Raw genomic sequence first — 20,800 nt, 5'->3', positions numbered from 1 at the left:
TTAAGATTTCATTATTTTTGCTCAATTTTAATAATCATGATGAAAATTCTTTGTATCGGAGCCCTATCTATAGCTTCATTGCACTTTGCCCAGACTTATCCGGTTTCTTCAATTCCCGAAAGTTTAAAGAAAAATGCAAATGCAGTGGTTAGAAAAGATTTTATGACGGTTCAGATCAACAAAATCGATGAAGTTAGATATCAAAGTAATACAGTTACCACTGTTTTAAATAAAGACGGTGATGAAAAGGCCTTATTATATATTCCTTATAAGAAAGGAAACAGTATTTCCAATGTTAAAGTTACTATCTATGATGAATCTGGAAAGAAGGTAAAGTCATATTCAAAATCTGACTTTGGAGATTTTGCCAATAACAGCCAGGGAGTATTTTATTCCAACAGCAGAATTATGGCGTTATCGTATACACCTACACAGTATCCTTACACCGTAGATTTTTCATATGAAATTACGAATGAAAATACTATTTTTATTCCTGATTTTGTTCCTTTCTCAAGTACAAAAACCTCTTTGGAAGAAGCTGAATTCAGAATTATCAATAAATCCGGAATTGATTTAAGAACTAAAATATATCCTTCAAAATATAATTATGCGTCCGTCAATGAATCCGGTGATACTGCTGTGAAGGTTTATTCCTATAAGAATGTTAAAGCAGTGGATGAAGCAGATTTATTGCCGCAGCCTGAAGAGATTTTGCCCAAAGTAAGTTTTGCATTGACAAAATTTAATCTGGAAGGCAAGCAGGGAACACTGAATAACTGGACTGATTTTGGAACATGGTATTACAACAATCTTATACAGCCGGTTTCTGTTTCTACACCTACGATAAAAGCAGAGGTTGCCGCATTACAGCTTCAGGGATCAACAGAAGAAAAAGTAAAAAAACTGTATCAGTATATGCAGGCCAAGACCAGATATATTTTTGTAGGTCTGGGTATTGGAGGATGGATGCCGATGTTGCCGGATGAGGTGCATAAAAAAGGATACGGAGACTGTAAAGGGCTTACCAATTACATGAAAACGCTATTGGATGAAGCAGGAATACCTTCTTATTACTGCGTAATTAATTCAGGAGTCTCACAGATTTCTTTTGATAAAGATTTTCCAACAATGGGCGGGAATCATGCTATTTTGATGGTTCCTACTGAAAAAGGAAATATTTGGCTGGAAAATACGAGCCAGCAGTTTGCATATAATCACTTAAGTTACAGAACGACAGATCGAAACGTGCTTTCCGTTAAAAAGAATGGGATTGAACTGATCAATACACCGATCTACACTGCTGAACAGAATAAAGAGAAACAGTCTCTGAAAATTATCCTTAACGAAGATAACAGTATCAGCGGTGCCGGACAGTTTGCTTTTAGCGGCAGTCAGTACGATGTTAATTTGTTATATAATAATTTATCTCCAAAAGATAGAAATGATTTACTGAAGAACCGTATTGATGTTTTAAATTTTGATAAAATTGAAATGAAAAACTATATCAATGATAGAGATCTTGCCATTGCAAAGTTTGAAGTAGATTTTAAGGCTTTAAACTATTCTAAAAATGCGGGCAGTAGTATGATTTTCAGGTCGGTGCCTATTTTTACGAATGAAATTTATAAAACTGAAGAAAACAGGGAACTCCCTTTTGAATTGAGACAGTCTTTTGAAGATGATTTTGATATCAGCTTTATCATTCCTAAGAATTATAAAATTGATGAAATGCCGAATGATGTTATCCTTAATTCTGAATTCGGAACTTATAAACTGAGTTTCGTCAAAAATGGTGAAGAAATAAAAGTAAACAGGAAAATACGTGTAAATAAAGGAATTTACCCTAAAGAAAAATATAACGATTATATCAATTTCAGAAAAAAAACGATTAACATTGATAATTCGAAAATTCTAATAACCAAGATCTAAGCATGAAAAAAATATTTTTGATTGTTTTGGGCTCTATGAACTTTATGCTCATCGATGCACAAAAACATGAATTTCTTAATCCGCCTAAATTTAATGATGCAGATTTATCTAAGACAAAATCAACATTAGATGAGAATGCTCCTGCAGAGATTTTATACAAATCGCTACATTTCATGGTAGATCACTCTACAGGATGGCTTCATAAAAAATACTTTTACAGAGTTAAAATTTATAATAAAGATAAAGCTGAAGACTGGTTGAATCTTGAAGTTCCTTTATACCAGAGCGGAAGTGACGTAGAAACTTTGAATAAAGTGAAAGCCTTTACTTATAATCTTGAAAACGGAGTTACCGTTCCGACTAAAGTTGAAAAAAATTCTAAATTTAAAAGTAAAGAAAGTAAATATGTTACGATAACCAAACTGGCTTTTCCGAATGTAAAAGACGGTTCTGTTTTAGAGTATCAGTATGAAGTGATTTCACCCTTTTTGTTTTCTATTCCTGAAATCCTGATCGAATCGGATACCCCGTCATTATATACGGAATATGTGTTGGAAAATCCGTTGAATATTGCTTATAATATCAACTATACAGGATCTGTTACTCCAAAATACAGAGTAGTGGAAGAAAAAAATCTGTACGGAACTCAATATAAAACTTATCGTTTCGGTTATGAAAATCTAAAAGGTTTCAAAACAGAAAAGTTTGTAAAAAACGACAGGAATTACAGAACAAAAATCAGTGCTGAGTTGAACTCCACCAATTTCAGAGAATTAAAACTGTACTCTTCATCATGGGAACAAATCAAAGAAAGGCTTTATCAAAATGAAGACTTCGGAGGAGAATTAAAAAAAACAAGACTGGCAAAAGAAAATTTACCGGCAGGAGTTTCAAGTCTTAACAGCGACATTGAAAAAGCTGATGCGGTCTTTAAATATGTTCAAAATACCTTCACGTGGAATAAAGACAGAGGGATTTATACTGAGCAGGGATTAAAAAAACTGGTAGAGACAAAAACAGGAAATGCTGCAGAAATCAATCTTCTTCTGATTGCAATGTTGCGTGAAGCAGGAATTAAAGCAGACCCTATTCTTATTTCCACAGTGAGCAATGGACTTATCAATCTTGCATCACCCAATGTTTCTAATATGAATTTTGTAATTGCCGCCATTAAAGTAGATGATGAATACCATTTGTACGATGCCACTTCCAAGCAGTCATCGATGGATCAGCTTCCTCCGAGAGACTGGAATGAGTACGGTATTTTACTGTCAAAAGATAAAGTACAGCAGCTCTCAATGATCAATGCTAAGCCGAGTTTTACTTATTTGACAGCGAATGCAAAGATCAATGAAAACGGCAGTATTTCCGGAACCTATTCAGATAAAGATACAGGATCTTTTGCCATGTATGCGAAAGAGAATTATGATGACAACACAGATAAATATAAGAAGCAGTATAAGGAAAATTTTGCTATTGATTTTACGAATATTGATTCCAAAGTTCTAAATAACGGAGACTTCGAAAGTACAATGAATTTCTCTTCTGATAATCTGATTGACAGAATCGGAAAGAAAATGATCATCAACCCAATGTTGTTTCTGAATAAAAATTCCAATGAATTTGACCAGGTTGAGGCAAGAAAATATACCATTGATTTTATTTCGCCTTACACAAAAGTGAAGAAAATAATTTTGGAAATTCCTGAAGGCTATGCAGTTGAGGAGCTTCCTAAAAGCAAAAAGATTGTTACGGAAGACAAAGAAATTGAATACAGTTATTCCGTAGAGCAGAAGGGTAATACACTGGAAATAACTTCTACTACAAAAGTGACAAGTGCAGATTACCCTAAAGAATATTATTCTGCTTTTAAACAGATTTGGGGAGTGGCTTCAAAACAGGAAAATCAGGTTATCAGTCTGATTAAAAAATAGAAATTAATAATATTTTTAAATATTTTCAAAACCATTCAAAATTTGAATGGTTTTTGCATTCAGGATAGAAAATTAAATTATGAAAAATACAATTGCTGTTTTGGCTTTATCTTCCTTACTTGCTGTCTCAGCCTGTAATAAGACAAAATCCGATAGCCCGACTGCAGATAAAACAGAGATTACTCAGCCGGAAAAATTTACACTCGATTCTATAAAAATAAATGATTCTGTCATGCTAAATGATTCTTTAAAGATAAAGTTTAGCTCTCAAATGCTGGTTTTTCCGACTATAAAAGATAAAAAGCTGTTGGATAGTATTTATTATACCAATAAAGATGTCCAGGATTTTTCTAAGGAAGGTATTAAAAAATTAACTGAGAAAGAAAAGAACGATTATTTTATCAATGTAAAAAAAGACTCCAAAGACTGGCTTTCGGATATCAGATACTATCAGGAATGGTATTCGGATGCTTCTATGAAAATGGTTTCCAATGTCAATGATTATATGCATATTGAGTATTTCTGGAGCTCTTATGAAGGAGGGGCTCATGATAACTTCGGATTTGCAGAAAGGATTTTCGATCTTAAAAACAACAAAAAGCTACAGCTTAATGATATCACTTCCATGCCCAAAAATAAACTGGAAGAACTTCTGCAAAAAAATATCAATAAGCAGAATGGAGGTGCGACAGATGAAAATGGGACAGTTGATAATTCAGATATGCTTATCGTAGACAAAATTCCGGCAACGGGTAATTTCTATTTTGATCACAAAAATCTGTATTTCCATTACAGTCCTTATGAAATTACTGCTTTTGCAGCGGGAGATATTCTTATTCCGATTTCATGGGAGGAGCTTAAAGGTACTCTGAAACCTGAGTTTATGCAGAGAATGAAAATGAAATAACTGAAAGAGCTTCCTATCGGGAGGCTTTTTTTATGCCTTTGGAATGTTTTTTGACTGATAAGAAGAAACACTTTGTTATGAAAAAGGGCATTTATGTTTGGGCGGTTATTTCGCTCTTTACGATATCCGGTTGTAAAGAGTTGAAGATGAAAGATAAAGATTTGCAGACTCAGAATTTTTCTAATTTTCCTGTTGATTCAGTAATCGAAGAGGACTCAATTAAAGTTTTTGATTCAGTTACTATGAAATATTCGTCGAAACTTTTGGTATTTCCCAATTTACATGATAAAAAGCTTCTTGACAGCATTTATTCCCATAAAAAAAATATCACAGATTTTTCTAAAAACGGATTACAAAAATACCTTAAAGAGCAAAAAGAAGAAGCCTACGCTAGTGTTAAAACTTCAACAGCAGGTATCCAAAGATGGGAAAATACGTCTCAGATGAATCTTAAGTCAAATAAAAATGGTTTTATCCATATTCAGTACTATGATAATATTTCTGAAGACGGCAGCTCTGGAAATTACAGATATGTAGAAAAGGTTATCGATTTAAAGAATAATAAAAAACTGCAGTTGTCTGATATTACTGTGATTTCTAAAAATAAACTGTCGGAAATATTAAAGAAAAACATCTGCAATACAACAATGATGCAGCAAATGGAAAAATATGATCAGAAAGGATTCGGTATCTTGGCTTCTATTGATTTTCCGGTGACGAGCAACTTTTATTTTGATGATAACAATCTTTATTTTCATTATAATATGAATGAAATTACGACCAATTATGCTATCGGCGATATCATTATTCCGGTTCCGTGGACTGATCTGAAGGGAAGTTTAAAGTCTGATTTTCAGCAGCGAATGAAGATTAAGTATTAATTTGAACATCCGCTTTTTCGTATTAATAATTTTTTAATTTAAATAACCCTGAAATAAGTTCAGAATCAGCAATCAATTTTCTATTTTTGCGACAATGGAAAAAGTAGCCTTTATTATCAATCCTTTTTCGGCAAAAAAAAATTATCAGCCTTTCCTTAATGAGCTTAAAACTAAGGTTGATAATCCTTTGTATTATATCTCAGAATCTATTCAGGGAACAGATGATTTTATTGAAAAGCATTTCAATGACATCGATATTTTTGTTGCCATTGGAGGAGATGGCACAATTTCTACTGTCGCAAAAAATCTGATCAGTACCGATAAAATTCTTGCTATTTTTCCGGCGGGCTCAGGAAATGGATTTTCTAATGAAACACAGTTCAGCAAAAACTTAACGGAGCTTTTAGATAAAATAAAAGAGAAAAAATCCAGAAAGATTGATACTTTTACCGTTAATGATAAACTTTCAATCAATGTGTCAGGAACAGGATTTGACGGAAAGGTCGTTAAAGAGTTTGAAAAAACCGATCGCGGGTTTAAAAACTATATCAAAGTTTCTTTAAAAACATTTTTCAATTATAAGCCGATTAAACTTAAATTTTTACAGGAAGAATATCAGCAGTACAATGGTAAGTATTTAATGGTCAATATTGCCAATACCCGACAGTTCGGTAATAACGCTTACATTGCTCCGAATGCCAGTAAAAGTGATGGTTTGGTTGATATGGTTCTTGTTAAAAAGTTTCCATTGACTTATTCTCCGCTTTTCGCGTTCAGAATGTTTACAAAAAAACTGAAAGATGATGATTACATCACTTATCTTCCGGTTTCGGAAATTGAATTTAAAGTGAACACCAAAAATTGGCATCTCGACGGTGAATTCAATAAAATAAAATCCCCGATTCATATTAAAGTACAGCCGTCAAGCCTGAATATTTTGATATAAATTTTATTTAGTTAGTTGCGTCGAAACTATAAAAGTCTCCAGAGTTATTTTTGCATTTTCTGAAAAACGTTTTTGGTAAACCATTTTTGAAACTTATTTTTGATGCAGTTTTCTTATCACAGTCCAAGTTTGTATTTTGAAAGATAAGAATTCTACTTGCTAATTTTGTAGGCAAATCAGTATTTAAAGTAACATAATAATTTCCTAAATATTGATTCTTTTTATTAAAAATAAGAATTCGATTTGTTGCTCTGCGAGATAATCCCCAAATCCAAGTTGAATTCATTATTTTATATGTTTTTCCTTGGGTTGTCTTAAGGGTTCCTAAAAATGTTAAATGGGTTTCTGTTCCACCTTTTATATCCCATTTTCCAAAGACTAATTCTTTTCCAATCTGTCCTCTTTGTAAGACTTTTAATCGTATCTTAAGATCTTTATGCTGAGATTCCCCCAAAAAAGGAATTAATATTAGTAAAGCTGATAAAAATCGAATATTATGTAGTTTATTCATTAAATAAATTAAACTTCCAATTTCTTTTCAACTTCATTAGGGTGTGCCAGACAATATTGTAATTGTTCTTTGTCCAGCTGTTTTTCCCAGTTGGCTACCACAACAGTAGCTACAGAATTACCGATGACATTGGTTAAAGCTCTGCATTCACTCATAAATTTGTCAATTCCTAAAATTAAAGTCATTCCCGTAATAGGAATTTCAGGAACTACCGCCAGCGTGGCCGCCAGGGTTACAAATCCTGCTCCCGTAACTCCTGCTGCTCCTTTTGAACTTAACATGGCTACTAAAAGGAGCATCAGCTGTTTTTCAAGAGGAAGGTGAATATTCAGTGCCTGAGCGATAAATAATGAAGCCAGGGTCATGTAAATATTAGTACCGTCAAGATTAAATGAATAGCCTGTGGGAACCACCAGACCGACAATAGCTCTTGAGCAGCCGGCTTTTTCAAGTTTTTCCATAATTCCGGGTAGGGCAGATTCGGACGAACTGGTTCCCAATACCAAAAGAAGTTCTTCTTTTAGATAATACATCAGTTTAAAAATATTAAAACCGTTATACCAGGCAACAGCGCCCAAAACCAAGACTATAAATAATGCTGAAGTGATATAAAATGTTCCGACTAAAAAGATAAGGTTCAAAACAGAATGGAGTCCGTATTTTCCAATAGTAAATGCCATTGCTCCGAAAGCACCGATCGGAGCCAGTTTCATCAGCATATGAACAATTTTGAAAACCGGAGTTGAAAGATCCTGTAAAAATGCCGTTACTTTTTGACTTTTCTCTTTGGTTAAAACTAAAGCAACTCCCATTAAGATAGCTACTAAAAGCACCTGCAGGATGTTTTCGCCAACCAACGGACTGAAAAGGGTTTCAGGGATGATATTCATGATAAAGCCTGTCAGTGTTGACTCGTGTGCTTTTTGCTGATACTGAGAAACATCTCCTGATAATGTGGCAGGATCAATATTTAAGCCATGTCCTGGCTGTAAAATATTCCCTACGATTAATCCTATAATTAAAGCCAAAGTAGAAAATGTAAAGAAGTAAATCATTGCTTTGATGGCAATTCTTCCGACTTTTTTCAGGTCAGTCATGTGAGCGATTCCTAAAGTCAGCGTAATAAAAATTACCGGAGCGATAATCATTTTGACGAGTTTGATAAAACCGTCACCCAAAGGTTTCATTTTTTCGCCCAATTCGGGATAAAACTTTCCTAAAAGAATACCTGCCATTATGGCTATAATAACCTGAAAGTAAAGCTGCTGATAGATTTTTTTTGCTTTCAAAAGGAGTTTATTTGATTTTTAAAGGGCGAAAATTAAGAAAATTTATTTTTAAATATGACAAAAGTCATAAAAAGTTTCGGCGGGCCTGAAGGCCCGCCGAAACTTTATAAAGTATTTATTTTATTTCAGATTCTTTAAATGCTCATTCTTAGCTTCAATTCGAATGCTGTCAAAAAAGTGATGACCAAATTGAGCATGCAGATTATTATTCATCATCTCCTGATAACAAATCTCCGGTTTGGAGCTTTTATCAGCTGGAATGCATCCGGGAGGAGATATTGTATCAAAAACGACCTTTATATTATTTTTATTTAAAAGCTGTCTGAATTCTTTGCGTATATCTATGCTGTCACTCAGCTTTATATGCTCAAAATAAGTGAGCTTATTATTTTTAAAATCATTTTTTGCCTTTTCTCTAAGTTCTTCACAGGTTAATTTTTTCTTCTGACAGGAACAAATCAATAAAAACACTGAAAGTAAAAAGCAGAATTTCATATTTAGCTAATCAGTTTCATAATCTCCAAAGCTACCTTCAGGGCTTCAGTGCCGTCTTCGATAGAAACTTCTACATTTTTATTTTCTATAATAGAATCTGCCAAGGAGTTTAGCTCATCTAAAATAGCATTGTTAGGCTGAATATTTGGATATTCAAATAAAATCTGATTTTTTTCACCCTCTGCATTTTCAATAATCATATCAAATGGAGTAGGATTTTCAGGAGCATCCTTCATTCGGATAACTTCTGCTTTTTTCTCCAGGAAATCGACTGAGATATAAGCATCTTTCTGAAAAAACCTACTTTTCCTCATTGCTTTCATTGAAATTCTGGAAGTGGTAAGATTAGCAACACATCCGTTTTCAAATTCAATTCGGGCATTGGTAATATCCGGAGTTTTACTTACGACGCATACACCGCTGGCATGGATGTTTTTTACCTTAGACTTCACGACACTTAATAAAATATCCAGATCATGAATCATAAGATCCAAAACCACTGAAACATCTGTCCCACGGGGATTGAACTCTGCTAATCTGTGAATTTCTATAAACATCGGATCCTTGATGTATTCTTTTGTTGCCATGAAAGCCGGATTGTATCTTTCAACGTGTCCTACCTGAGCTTTTATATTATTCTCACGGCATTTTTGAAGAATTTCTTCAGCCTGTTCAAGAGTTTGTGTAACCGGTTTTTCGATGAAAAAATGAAGCCCTTTTTCAATTGCTTTTAAGGCATAATCATAATGATAGATCGTGGGTGTTACAATATCCAGAACCTCAATCTGATCAAGCAGATCATCGAAACTTTCAAAATATTTGTATCCGAATTCAGCTTCTAATTTTTTACCGTTTTCTGCATCTTTATCATGGAAACCTACGAATTCATATTTATCAGACTGATTCAGAAGTCGTAAATGTATTTTTCCTAAATGCCCGGCACCTACCAAACCTGCTTTTAACATAGCTGTATTAAATTTTTGTAAAGATAATAATTTTAGGTGTTAGGAAAGAGATGATAGGTTTTAGGTTGATAAATAATATTTGTTTTGTTATTTTTGTGCGAACTACCACTAGCAATCTAATAACTACATCTAATGACGCAGGATTCGTTTGTACATAAAGGAAAAAGAAAAATTTTAGTTGAATATCTTCGACGCAGAATTGGGATTTCGGATGAAAATGTACTTTCGGCAATGAATGAAGTTCCGAGACACCTTTTTATAGAAAGCATTTTTGAAGATTATGCTTATGAGGACCGTGCTTTTCCGATTTTAGCACATCAGACTATTTCACATCCTTCAACGGTTGCAGAGCAGTCTGAGCTTTTGCAGGTAAAAACCGGAGAAAAAATCCTTGAAATCGGGACTGGCTGCGGCTACCAGACTGCCGTTTTACTGGCAATGAAAGCTCATGTCTACACGGTTGAAAGACAGAAAGATCTTTTTGATTTTTCAAAGAAAAAACTACGCGAAATGCATCTGTATCCGAAGTTTCAGAGTTTTGGGGATGGTTTTGCCGGGCTTCCTACTTTTGCGCCTTTTGATAAAATTATTGTAACTTGTGGCGCTTCTGTTTTACCTACAGAATTATTGAAACAGCTGAAAGTTGGAGGAAAGATGGTAATTCCATTGGGACCAACGGATGAGCAGGTTTTATTCAGGTTTACGAAAATTTCGCCGACAGAGTTTGAAAAAGAAGAATTTGGAGCTTACAAATTTGTTCCGATGTTAGGAAATACAAATCAATAATTTGATATTGGGTTTATCTTTTCAGTTAAAAAATAGTCAGAATTATAAAATAAGTGGAACTGGTAGAGGTATTGGTCTCAAACACCAGTTTTACCTCTATATTCATTCAATAAATAGATTTTAGCCAAAATATATTTAAAAGGAAAGGATTAAAACGGGGATTATTTCTTAATTTTAAAAGATAATTTAGAATCCCATATGAGTTCCGCTATCCAGGAGTACAACAGTTTACAAACAGAATCTGACCATGAGATCTGTTCAAAATTAGCCGAGATAATTGATGAAAATCTGCCTGGTGCCCAATCAAAAATCTGGCATTCGCATCCGGTATGGTTTTTAGACGAAAATCCTATTGTAGGATATAGCAGGCAGAAAAAAGGAATCAGGCTGATGTTTTGGAGCGGAAAATCTTTTAATGAAGAGATGTTAAACATTCATGGGAGCAAATTTCAGGATGCGTCTGTTTTTTATAATGATATTTCTGAAATTAACGAAAATGATCTTAAAAGATGCCTGAAAAAATCTGAAAATATTCAATGGGATTATAAAAACCTGATTAAAAGAAAAGGAGAATTAATTCCGATAAAAAAATAATTTTATCCTTAGTTCGGAATAATAATTGGATTAAAAATAAAACTTAATCACTTAAATCTTATTATTATGGACACAAACAGATTTAAATCATCACACGATTTCAGCAATCTTCAGAAAAATCTGCATAATAACCCTGGTTACAGTGTAGAAAGTTATTCCCAGCAGGTTAAGGACTATATAAATGACATGAAAAGTAAGAACCAGGAAGCAACAAAGCACGGTTTTATGAGTCATGCCCAAAAATCTGCACAGGATGTTTGGGAAGAGATCCGGGAGATGGAGTCTGAAGCCTGGGAGAAAAATAAAAAGAACTCAGAATAACAGAATTAATTTTCAATAGTAAAGTTAGAAGAACCTCATTCTTTCCGGGAGTGAGGTTTTTATTTACATTGGCTTCAAGCATTTTATTTTTATAGGTTAGCCTGATGGTACAAACGAGGTTAAATGAATAATTTTTTAATTAAAATAATATTAAAAGTCCCTAATTATGCATAAAAAGGGACTTTTTTATTGAAAAATGGTTTGCTTTTTGTAACTTGAAATCTATTGTTTAAAAGAAAAATCTAAAAATAATATGAAAGTTTTTGTCAATAAAAGAATTCCGGAAATCGGCATTCATATGCTTGAAGATGCAGGATTGGAAGTATTTATTCCTGAAAATGAGAATCTGTCACACGATGAATGGTTAAGCTACTGTAAAAGCAGCGATGCTATTTTAAGTGTAGGAGGTGATTATAAATATGATAAAGATTTTTTTGATGAATGTCCGAATATCAAAGCGATTGCTTTATTTTCAGTAGGCTTCGACCATGTAGATATTAAAGAGGCCAACCAAAGAAATATTCCGGTTGGAAATACACCTGATGTTTTAAGTAAAGCGACTTCTGACGTTGCATTTTTATTAATGCAATCGGTTGCAAGAAGGGCAAGTTATAATTTTGAAAAAGTAAAAACCGGAAATTGGGGCTCATTTGATCCTTTACATGCCTTAGGACAGGAATTGTATGGAAAAACATTGGGCGTTTTTGGGCTGGGAAGAATTGGCTTTGAAATGGCGAAAAAAGCACAGAAGGCTTTTGATATGAATATTATTTATCATAACCGTCATCATAATGAAGAAGCCGAAAATGAGTTGAATGCAAGGTATGTTTCTTTTGATGAGCTAATTGAGAACTCTGATGTTTTAAGTATTCATGCGAATTTTAAGCCTGAGCAAAAAGAATTGTTTAATGCTGAAATTTTCGGTAAAATGAAACCGAATGCTATTTTTGTAAATACCGCGAGGGGAGGTTTTCATCATCAGAAAGATCTTTATGAAGCACTCACATCCGGTAAAATCTGGGGCGCGGGTCTGGATGTAACCAATCCGGAACCTATTTATAAAGATGATCCCATATTGGAGTTATCAAATGTTTGCGTTTTACCACATATCGGTTCAGCTACAATTGAAGCGAGAAACGGAATGTCAAAATTGGCTGCAGAAAACCTGATTGCCTTTGTTAAAGGTGAAAAAATGCCACATTGTGCTAATCCGGATGTTTATAATAATTAAATAAAAATTAAAAATACATTTAAAACTTTCATTAAAGTAAAGCTTGGAATCATTTTTGTCTTTTAAAAATTACCTTAAATATTAATATTATGATAGCAGAAGACAATTCTAAAGAACAGGAAAGAAAATTGGAACAGATGGATTACAATCCGAGTGAAGATATATTCAGACAGGAAAAGCATATTCCGTTGGATGGCGACGGAAATCCTATTGAAGATGAAAATCCTGATGAAGATAAAATAGATAAAGGACTGGATATTCCTGGTACCGAAGACGATGATGATCAGGAAGAAGTAGGAAGTGAAGACGAAGAAAATAACTATTGGAGTCTGAGCGATAATGAGGACGACCACGAAGAAGAAAACGAAGATTTAATCAACTAACCTTACTGAATTCAGTAAGGTTTTTTTGTTAATATTTATATTTTAATTATCTGTATAATAGACAGATGTGATCTTTTGGTGTTAATTTAACATAAATAAATAATTATCATTAAATTTTATAGAACGAAAAGTAATAACTTTATCATTAAGTAGTGATTAATTTTTTTAATAAATGATAAGATTTTTACAAATTTTGTTCTTATTAGTTGGTGTTTTTGTTTTTTCTCAAGCTCCCGTAGACATAAAAGTAAAAGATGCGCTTGGGAATGAAAATTTTAATGTCAGCTGTACTAACAACCTCGATGCGAATGGCTGTTTAGCCCTTCATGTGGAATATCCTGTACTGAAACAAACGACAAGTTATGAAGTAAGTCAGGCAACATATGCACCTCCTGTTGCAATGAACCAAGGAACAGCACTGAACGCAAATTATGATGACCTTTTTGCTGTAAAGCTTGACCTTCCTTTTAAATTTTGTTTTTTTAATCAATATTTTGACGCTTTGGTGGTGGGCTCCAACGGAATGGTAACTTTCGATCTCACGCAGCTCGGAAATATCAATTACCCGAATGTACAGTGGCAGAATCCAAACGCGAGTCTTCCGAAGAATTCTATTTTCGGAGTTTATCATGATATGGTTTTTTCCAATGGCGATTCATCAGAAATTTATTATTCAACGATAGGGACGGCGCCCTACAGGAAGTTTATCATTAATTTTTATAACGGCAGGGTAGCAGGATGTACAGACCGCTCTTCTTCACAGATTGTTTTGAATGAAACAACCAATAGTATTGAAGTTTTTGTCGATAAAAAATTAACCCCCTGTCCTACAAGAAAATTTGAAAATGCTTTAATTGGGGTAATGAATGCTGACGGAACGCAAGGGTATTCTCCTGCAACCCGAAATACCGGTGTTTGGCAGTCTTTGCAGGAAGGCTGGAGATTCAATCCACAGGGAAATGTAATTCAGCCGCAGGTAACGTGGACAAATTCTTCCGGTCAGACTGTTGGAAACGGTGTACAAACGACCATTTGTCCAACGCAAAATGAGGTGTATACTGCCAGCGTTGTATTTGATATTTGTGGAAACAGTACTCTGACCCTGACAGATGATTTTACGTTGACCTTTGATCCTACGTATCCCGCAGCAAAAAACTACACTCAGGATTTTTGCGGAAATACCTCCGTGAATATTAACCTGAATAGCTACCAGGCTAATTTAACTTCTCAAAATCCTGCGAATTTTAATTTCAGCTTTCATACCGGTTTACAGGATGCTCAGAACGGAATCAATGCGGTACCTGTAAGTTATAATCTTACGGCAAATACCGTTTTTTATGTAAGAATTCAAAATCCTACGAATCCAGGCTGTTATAGAATAGCGGTTTTAACCCTGAATTTACTCACCAAGAGCCTGCTTAAAAATACGGTAGAAATCTGCGATGTCAATAATGATGGAGCAGAGCAGAGCTATAGTCTGGCTCTATTGAATTCCGAGCTTTTCCCTACGGGAACAACCGGAATTTCCTACCACTCCACACAGGCAGATGCTCAAAACAACATAAATGCTCTAACAGCTGCGAATATTACGGCAAACACATCGCTTTGGGTAAGACTTCAGGATGCCAGCTGTACGTATATATTAGGACCTGTTCATTTTCAGTTTAAGCCGGGACCTAATGTCAACTCACCTGTCAGCTTCACGTATACTATTTGTGATATTAATGCTGATAATAATGAACCTTTCGATTATGCATTAACGATCGGACCTTTGATTACAACGCAGACAGGAGCTACTTTTACGGCATTTCAAACGTATGACGGAGCATATACAGGAACCGGTGCGGTGTTAAATACAATCCGGGATGGTATTTATCAGATTTTTATTAGAGTGCAGATCCCTAATGGATGTTTTGCTGTTGTTCCGGTGAATATGAATGTCACTTTTAATAAGATTACAGCTAATGAAAAGAATGAATATATCTGTTTTAACGGGACGGATGATATCAGCGTAAATCTTACGGCTTTATCAGCAGGAATGCTTGTTTTACCAACAACGGTACCGATGACTGAATTCTATGCGGATGCTGCAAGTGCAACATTGGGCACCAATCCGATCAGCCCGAATCAGGTCATTACGACCAATGGTAATTTTGTGACCCAAACCTATTTTGTGAGATTTGAGATATCAGATGACTGTTATACGATAAGACCCATTCATGTGAATCTGGTGCATCCTGTAATTGTTCAGTCTAATTTTGCAGTTTGCGATTTTAATAACGATAATACCGAAAATGTACAGTTGAATCCGTTAGCGGGAGCTATCATCGGAACTCAGAATGCAACGGTTGCTTTTTATCTCACGCAGGCCAATGCCCAAAACGGAATTAATGCGATCACCAACATCAATATAACAGGAAATCAGCAGATTTTTGTAAAAATTACCTCTTATACCTGTCAGCAGATTTACCCTGTGAATTTGAGCCTTACGTCCACTCCTGTGGTGAGTTCACCCATCAATATTACCCTTAATAATATTTGCGATAATAATAATGACGGAGCGGAAATATACAATCTTATTCAGGTTCAGCCCCAGATTTACAGCGGCTCGGATGCTGTTTTTACCTATTATACATCTTACGATCCGTCAACACATATTTTTTCAAATGAAATTACCAATCCGAGCCAGTTTTCGGTAGCAGGAAGTGCAACGGTTTATGTAAAGGTTAAATTTAATGCTAATGAATGTTTTTCTGCCGCTCGGATCAATATTCAGATGACATTCCTGCCGCCGGTGGTTTTAAATAATGCAACATTGAATACCTGTGATGAAAATTTTGATTTAAATGAAACTTTTCAGTTAACGAATGCTACTTCTCAGTTATTTATTCCGTCACAAAATACGCTGCCGCTTTCGGATATGACCATTACGTACTATAATACTGCTGCAGATGCCAACGCCGGAAATCCTTCAACCCAGATTGGAACGACTGTTACAACAAATGTTTCCAGCATCGCGGTATGGGCAAGATTTCAGTCAAACAACACAGGATGTTATTCAGTGGCATCCATTCAGCTGAATACCTATTTTCCGCCTAAAGCCATCAATTCTACCATTACAGTTTGTGATGAAAATTTAGATGGTAGCTACGAAGTTAATTTACTGAATTTTACAGATTCGATGGTTGATATTCCTAATCCGATGAATACATTCAGCTTTTATCTTACTCAGTCAGATGCTCAGAATGGTACGAATCCTATTTCTAATCCCGGAAATTTTACGGCTCAGCCTTTTCCTACGCAGATCTGGGTGAAAGTACAGAATCTTCCGGGTTGTGATGATATTGCGGTGATTAATTTTATTTTCGGAACAAAAATTACCCTGCAGAATACCGGACCATTCCAGCTTAATACCATTTGTGATACAGGAAATGACGGTATTGAAAATGTTAATCTGACTCAGTTTGAGCAGCAGATTTATACAGGACCGAATGTGAATTTCAGTTATTATCCTTCATTAGCTGATCTTAATGCGGGAACGAATGTCATTAATACACCCGGCAATTACCTTTTTAATCAAAATACAGGTTCCAGTATTATTTATGTAAAAGTAAGCGTCTCAGGATTTTGTTCTGGAGTAGTAGAGATTCATGTCTCATTAAAGCCAACGCCTATTTTTGATATTCCTACACAGTTTATTTGCCCGGACGGATTTTTAGATTATACAGTGCAGATTCCCAACTATACTATTGTAAGCTATGTCTGGACGGACCCTATAGGACAGATAATTTCTACGACCAATACCATAACGGGGATAAAAATACTCGGACAATATAAACTGACAGTGACAGCAAGTAACGGATGTTCTTACACAGATACTTTTGAATTGAAATACTATGATGTTCCGGTTATTCAGCAGCTGGAAATCAATGGTAATACCGCTACGGTTCATGCTACAGGCTCAAGACCTATTGTATATTCTATTGATGGAACGACATGGCAGCCAAGCAATATCTTTTATAACCTCCCAACAGGAATAACGACCTTTTATGTAAAATATGTAGAAGGTGAGTGTATTGTGAAACAGGATGGAGTCGTTTTAGATATTAAAAATGCAATTACTCCTAATGGGGACGGAGTTAATGATAAATGGATCGTAAGAGATCTGCATGTTTTCGGAAACAGACAGACCAATGTGAAAGTTTTCGACCGTTATCAGTCACTTATTTTTGAACAAAATACCAATACCCAGATTGTCTGGGACGGTACGATAAAAGGAAGAGCCATTCCGACTTCCAGTTATTGGTATGTCATTACACTTCCTGATGGCAGAACGTTTACAGGATGGATTCTCGTAAAGAATAATAATTAAAATATTTAAATTGATAGTTAATGGAGCCCGGCACAACGAAGTTGTGCCGGGCTCTTCTCATATAGACTTTTTCAATTTGAAAATACCCGCAATGTTTGTCATCTTACATCATATTTGCCATTTTATTATGAAGACTCAACGATGCAGTTTAGAACCTCAACATTTGATTTTATAGCTGAATTTTTTAAGTTTATCATTAAATTAACCAATCGAATCTTTCTACAATGACATTCCCCTCCTCCGGAGGGGTGGATTCGACCAAAGGAAGAAGACGGGGTGGTAAACAAAGACACAAAAACAACAAATAATGAAAAAAATCCTCACAGAAATCAACGGAATTCCTATTCATGAAAACTTCATAGAAAACTTACCGTATAACCCCAGCTTAAGAAAATTATTAAGCGGAAAACGCAAAGCCGGAGTTCTTGGCGAAGTTCTGTTTTGGAAACAGGTCCACGCAAAAAAATTTCACCATATAGATTTCGACAGACAAAGAATTATCGGAAATTATATTGTAGATTTTTACGTTAAAAAGTTGGGATTAATTATTGAAATCGATGGTTGGAGTCACGATAAAAAAGAAGCATACGATAAAATCAGAGATGAATATTTGGAATCTTTAGGCTTAAAAATTTTTAGAATTAATGATTTTGATGTGAGGAATAATATTTCTTTAGTAATGAAGGACTTGGGGGATTTTATTATTGAAAACTATAAAAACTAATTCTAATTATTCACAATGAAATTCCCCTCCTCTGGAGGGGTGGATTCGACCGAAGAAAGAAGACGGAGTGGTTCAATAAGTATGTAACATAAAAAAGTTTACCCCAATTAGTAGACATTGTAAACCACCCCGTTAAAAATTCTCCGAATTTTCGCCACCCCTCCAGAGGAGGGGAATTTTACGACTAAACGTCCATTAAAATTTTATTTGTCTTATATTTTATAAATTGAATATCTTTAAAACTTTCAATTTTAATAACATTTAACGTTAAACATAGAACCTTAAACCGTAATATGACTTTCCAGGAACAGATACAACAGGGCATTCCAAGCCAGTTACCACAGCCGAAACCATACGAAACCAATATCAACCATGCTCCGAAACGTAAGGAGATTTTAGGAGATGAAGAGAAAAAATTAGCCTTAAAGAATGCTTTACGTTATTTCGAACCTCAGTTTCATGCAGAATTGCTGCCTGAATTTAAGGAAGAATTAGAGAAATACGGAAGAATTTATATGTATCGTTTTCGTCCGGATTATGAAATGAAAGCAAGAGATATTGCTGAATATCCGGGAAAATCTGAGCAGGCAAAAGCGATTATGCTGATGATTCAGAATAATCTGGATTATGCAGTCGCTCAACATCCGCATGAATTGATTACGTATGGCGGAAATGGAGCGGTATTTTCAAACTGGGCGCAATATCTTTTAACCATGAAGTATCTGTCGGAAATGACCGATGAACAGACACTAACTATGTATTCGGGACATCCGATGGGCTTATTTCCTTCCCATAAAGATGCTCCAAGAGTGGTTGTGACCAACGGAATGATGATTCCTAATTATTCTAAACCGGATGACTGGGAGAAATTCAATGCGCTTGGGGTAACTCAGTATGGACAGATGACAGCAGGAAGTTATATGTACATCGGACCGCAGGGAATTGTTCATGGAACAACCATTACGGTATTAAATGCTTTCAGAAAAATAAATAAAGAACCACAAGGCGGGCTTTTCGTAACTTCAGGTTTGGGCGGAATGAGTGGCGCTCAGCCAAAAGCTGGAAATATTGCAGGTTGCGTTACGGTTTGTGCTGAGGTGAATCCAAAAATCACAAAAATTCGTCATGAACAGAAATGGGTGAATGAAATTCATGAAAATCTTGATGAATTGGTAGAAAGAGTCAGAAAAGCTCAGGAAAATAAAGAAACAGTTTCTCTGGCTTATCTTGGAAATATCGTTGAGGTTTGGGAAAAATTTGATCAGGAAAATTTAAGAATCGATATCGGTTCAGATCAGACTTCACTTCACAATCCTTGGGCTGGTGGGTATTATCCTGTCGGGCAAAGTTTTGAGGAATCTAATAAAATGATGGCAGAAGATCCTGAATTATTCAAAGAAAAAGTTCAGGAGACATTAAGAAGACATGCTGCTGCGATCAACAAACATACAGAAAAAGGAACCTATTTCTTCGATTACGGAAACGCGTTTTTGCTGGAAGCCTCAAGAGCCGGAGCCGATGTAATGGCTGAAAATCCGACGTTGGGAAGAGAATTTAAATTCCCTTCTTATGTTCAGGATATTATGGGGCCAATGTGTTTTGATTATGGTTTCGGACCTTTCCGTTGGGTTTGTACAAGCGGAAAACCGGAAGATTTACAGAAAACAGACGAAATTGCTTGTCAGGTTTTAGAAGAAATGATTAAAAACTCTCCTGAAGAAATTCAACAGCAGATGAAGGATAATATTCAGTGGATTAAAGGGGCTCAGGAAAATAAATTGGTCGTGGGTTCACAAGCGAGAATTTTATATGCCGATGCAGAAGGAAGAATGAAAATCGCAGAAGCTTTCAACAAAGCCATTAAAAACGGAGAAATCGGAGCGGTAGTTTTGGGTAGAGATCACCACGATGTTTCAGGGACAGATTCGCCTTACAGAGAGACTTCGAATATTTATGACGGTTCTAGATTTACGGCAGATATGGCGATTCACAATGTGATTGGTGACAGTTTCCGTGGTGCGACCTGGGTTTCTATTCACAACGGTGGTGGCGTTGGCTGGGGCGAAGTAATCAATGGCGGTTTCGGAATGCTGCTTGACGGAAGCGATGATGCCGACAGAAGATTAAAATCGATGCTTTTCTGGGACGTCAACAACGGAATTTCAAGACGAAGCTGGGCCAGAAATGAAGGCGCTGTTTTCGCCATCAAAAGAGCAATGGAAGCAGAACCAAACCTAAAAGTGACACTTCCGAATTTTGTGGATGAGAGTTTGTTTTAAGGACGAACGTCATTGCGAGGATGAAAGACGAAGCAATCTGTTGAATTAGTAGGACTACTTTGAATGGATTGCTTCGTTCCTCGCAATGACGCAATATATAAAAACCTGCTGTGAGGCAGGTTTTCTTTGTTTTATACTTTTGAAAAATAGTTGTCTTTACGCTGGTGCGAGGATCCTTATTTATGGATGCACGAGCTTGGAAGCTCGCGCTAGCTAGGAAAATTCAATTTCTTTTATTTTACATAATCTCAAT

Annotated in this window: 17 protein-coding genes; 13 read left to right on the top strand and 4 right to left on the bottom strand. The window is 35.3% G+C overall.

Translation table 11 applies throughout. From position 1 onward, the window contains the following. The first annotated feature begins 36 nt into the window (after window positions 1-36). The 5 genes from M2373_RS17770 (at window position 37) to M2373_RS17750 (ending at window position 6,597) form a co-directional block, all read left to right on the top strand. Complete coding sequence (locus tag M2373_RS17770; protein ID WP_259112518.1) at window positions 37-1,929, top strand: DUF3857 domain-containing protein; 1,893 nt, start codon at window positions 37-39, stop codon at window positions 1,927-1,929. Between the two features lie 2 nt (window positions 1,930-1,931). Beyond that, window positions 1,932-3,863 carry a transglutaminase-like domain-containing protein gene (locus tag M2373_RS17765; RefSeq protein ID WP_259112517.1) on the top strand — a complete coding sequence of 644 codons (1,932 nt, stop codon included), beginning with the start codon at window positions 1,932-1,934 and terminating at the stop codon, window positions 3,861-3,863. 79 nt (window positions 3,864-3,942) lie between these two features. Further along, window positions 3,943-4,770 (top strand): RsiV family protein, encoded by an 828-nt coding sequence (locus M2373_RS17760; protein ID WP_259112516.1) that lies wholly within the window; start codon window positions 3,943-3,945, stop codon window positions 4,768-4,770. 77 nt (window positions 4,771-4,847) lie between these two features. Then, window positions 4,848-5,651, top strand: coding sequence for an RsiV family protein (locus M2373_RS17755; RefSeq protein WP_259112515.1), 804 nt, complete (start codon window positions 4,848-4,850; stop codon window positions 5,649-5,651). A 94-nt stretch (window positions 5,652-5,745) separates the two neighbouring features. Next, on the top strand, window positions 5,746-6,597 hold the full coding sequence (locus tag M2373_RS17750) for a diacylglycerol kinase family protein (RefSeq protein WP_259112513.1): 852 nt from the start codon (window positions 5,746-5,748) through the stop codon (window positions 6,595-6,597). 7 nt (window positions 6,598-6,604) lie between these two features. Here M2373_RS17750 and M2373_RS17745 read toward each other — a convergent pair whose 3' ends face one another. From M2373_RS17745 to M2373_RS17730, 4 genes are all read right to left on the bottom strand, one after another. Further along, a complete protein-coding gene (locus M2373_RS17745; RefSeq protein WP_259112511.1) occupies window positions 6,605-7,108 on the bottom strand; it encodes a hypothetical protein in 504 nt (167 codons plus the stop codon). Window positions 7,109-7,116: 8 nt separating this feature from the next. Beyond that, window positions 7,117-8,397 carry a dicarboxylate/amino acid:cation symporter gene (locus M2373_RS17740; RefSeq protein WP_259112510.1) on the bottom strand — a complete coding sequence of 427 codons (1,281 nt, stop codon included), beginning with the start codon at window positions 8,395-8,397 and terminating at the stop codon, window positions 7,117-7,119. A 120-nt stretch (window positions 8,398-8,517) separates the two neighbouring features. After that, window positions 8,518-8,892 carry a hypothetical protein gene (locus M2373_RS17735; RefSeq protein ID WP_259112508.1) on the bottom strand — a complete coding sequence of 125 codons (375 nt, stop codon included), beginning with the start codon at window positions 8,890-8,892 and terminating at the stop codon, window positions 8,518-8,520. A 2-nt stretch (window positions 8,893-8,894) separates the two neighbouring features. Continuing rightward, window positions 8,895-9,857: a Gfo/Idh/MocA family protein gene (locus tag M2373_RS17730; protein ID WP_259112507.1), complete on the bottom strand. Its 963-nt coding sequence runs from the start codon at window positions 9,855-9,857 to the stop codon at window positions 8,895-8,897. Window positions 9,858-9,989: 132 nt separating this feature from the next. On the opposite strand from M2373_RS17730, the gene M2373_RS17725 reads away from it, so the two are divergent. The 8 genes from M2373_RS17725 (at window position 9,990) to M2373_RS17690 (ending at window position 20,547) form a co-directional block, all read left to right on the top strand. Beyond that, on the top strand, window positions 9,990-10,643 hold the full coding sequence (locus tag M2373_RS17725; RefSeq protein ID WP_259112505.1) for a protein-L-isoaspartate(D-aspartate) O-methyltransferase: 654 nt from the start codon (window positions 9,990-9,992) through the stop codon (window positions 10,641-10,643). A gap of 198 nt (window positions 10,644-10,841) precedes the next feature. Then, window positions 10,842-11,237 carry a DUF1801 domain-containing protein gene (locus tag M2373_RS17720; RefSeq protein WP_259112503.1) on the top strand — a complete coding sequence of 132 codons (396 nt, stop codon included), beginning with the start codon at window positions 10,842-10,844 and terminating at the stop codon, window positions 11,235-11,237. A gap of 66 nt (window positions 11,238-11,303) precedes the next feature. Beyond that, a complete protein-coding gene (locus M2373_RS17715; RefSeq protein WP_259112501.1) occupies window positions 11,304-11,558 on the top strand; it encodes a prevent-host-death protein in 255 nt (84 codons plus the stop codon). Window positions 11,559-11,811: 253 nt separating this feature from the next. Beyond that, entirely contained in the window at window positions 11,812-12,789 is a 978-nt protein-coding gene (locus M2373_RS17710) for a D-glycerate dehydrogenase (protein WP_259112499.1), read from the top strand. 89 nt (window positions 12,790-12,878) lie between these two features. Next, entirely contained in the window at window positions 12,879-13,172 is a 294-nt protein-coding gene (locus M2373_RS17705; RefSeq protein ID WP_259112497.1) for a hypothetical protein, read from the top strand. 193 nt (window positions 13,173-13,365) lie between these two features. After that, on the top strand, window positions 13,366-17,544 hold the full coding sequence (locus M2373_RS17700; RefSeq protein WP_259112495.1) for a T9SS type B sorting domain-containing protein: 4,179 nt from the start codon (window positions 13,366-13,368) through the stop codon (window positions 17,542-17,544). Window positions 17,545-17,851: 307 nt separating this feature from the next. Next, a complete protein-coding gene (locus M2373_RS17695) occupies window positions 17,852-18,268 on the top strand; it encodes an endonuclease domain-containing protein (RefSeq protein WP_259112494.1) in 417 nt (138 codons plus the stop codon). 293 nt (window positions 18,269-18,561) lie between these two features. After that, window positions 18,562-20,547, top strand: a complete 1,986-nt coding sequence (locus M2373_RS17690; RefSeq protein ID WP_259112492.1) for a urocanate hydratase — start codon at window positions 18,562-18,564, stop codon at window positions 20,545-20,547. Window positions 20,548-20,800 lie beyond the last annotated feature (253 nt).

The sequence above is a fragment of the Chryseobacterium sp. JUb7 genome, from assembly GCF_024806495.1.
Lineage (GTDB): Bacteria > Bacteroidota > Bacteroidia > Flavobacteriales > Weeksellaceae > Chryseobacterium.
Note: the sequence above shows the minus strand (reverse complement) of the source record. Positions and strands in the feature narration are given on the sequence as shown.

Excerpts from the sequence above, each read along its gene's own strand:
- M2373_RS17755 (WP_259112515.1), top strand. The coding sequence starts at position 4,848 with ATGAAAAAGGGCATTTATGTTTGGGCGGTTATTTCGCTCTTTACGATA.
- M2373_RS17765 (WP_259112517.1), top strand. The coding sequence starts at position 1,932 with ATGAAAAAAATATTTTTGATTGTTTTGGGCTCTATGAACTTTATGCTC.
- M2373_RS17690 (WP_259112492.1), top strand. The coding sequence starts at position 18,562 with ATGACTTTCCAGGAACAGATACAACAGGGCATTCCAAGCCAGTTACCA.
- M2373_RS17735 (WP_259112508.1), bottom strand. The coding sequence starts at position 8,892 with ATGAAATTCTGCTTTTTACTTTCAGTGTTTTTATTGATTTGTTCCTGT.
- M2373_RS17710 (WP_259112499.1), top strand. The coding sequence starts at position 11,812 with ATGAAAGTTTTTGTCAATAAAAGAATTCCGGAAATCGGCATTCATATG.
- M2373_RS17745 (WP_259112511.1), bottom strand. The coding sequence starts at position 7,108 with ATGAATAAACTACATAATATTCGATTTTTATCAGCTTTACTAATATTA.
- M2373_RS17750 (WP_259112513.1), top strand. The coding sequence starts at position 5,746 with ATGGAAAAAGTAGCCTTTATTATCAATCCTTTTTCGGCAAAAAAAAAT.
- M2373_RS17695 (WP_259112494.1), top strand. The coding sequence starts at position 17,852 with ATGAAAAAAATCCTCACAGAAATCAACGGAATTCCTATTCATGAAAAC.
- M2373_RS17770 (WP_259112518.1), top strand. The coding sequence starts at position 37 with ATGATGAAAATTCTTTGTATCGGAGCCCTATCTATAGCTTCATTGCAC.
- M2373_RS17715 (WP_259112501.1), top strand. The coding sequence starts at position 11,304 with ATGGACACAAACAGATTTAAATCATCACACGATTTCAGCAATCTTCAG.
- M2373_RS17725 (WP_259112505.1), top strand. The coding sequence starts at position 9,990 with ATGACGCAGGATTCGTTTGTACATAAAGGAAAAAGAAAAATTTTAGTT.
- M2373_RS17730 (WP_259112507.1), bottom strand. The coding sequence starts at position 9,857 with ATGTTAAAAGCAGGTTTGGTAGGTGCCGGGCATTTAGGAAAAATACAT.
- M2373_RS17705 (WP_259112497.1), top strand. The coding sequence starts at position 12,879 with ATGATAGCAGAAGACAATTCTAAAGAACAGGAAAGAAAATTGGAACAG.
- M2373_RS17720 (WP_259112503.1), top strand. The coding sequence starts at position 10,842 with ATGAGTTCCGCTATCCAGGAGTACAACAGTTTACAAACAGAATCTGAC.
- M2373_RS17760 (WP_259112516.1), top strand. The coding sequence starts at position 3,943 with ATGAAAAATACAATTGCTGTTTTGGCTTTATCTTCCTTACTTGCTGTC.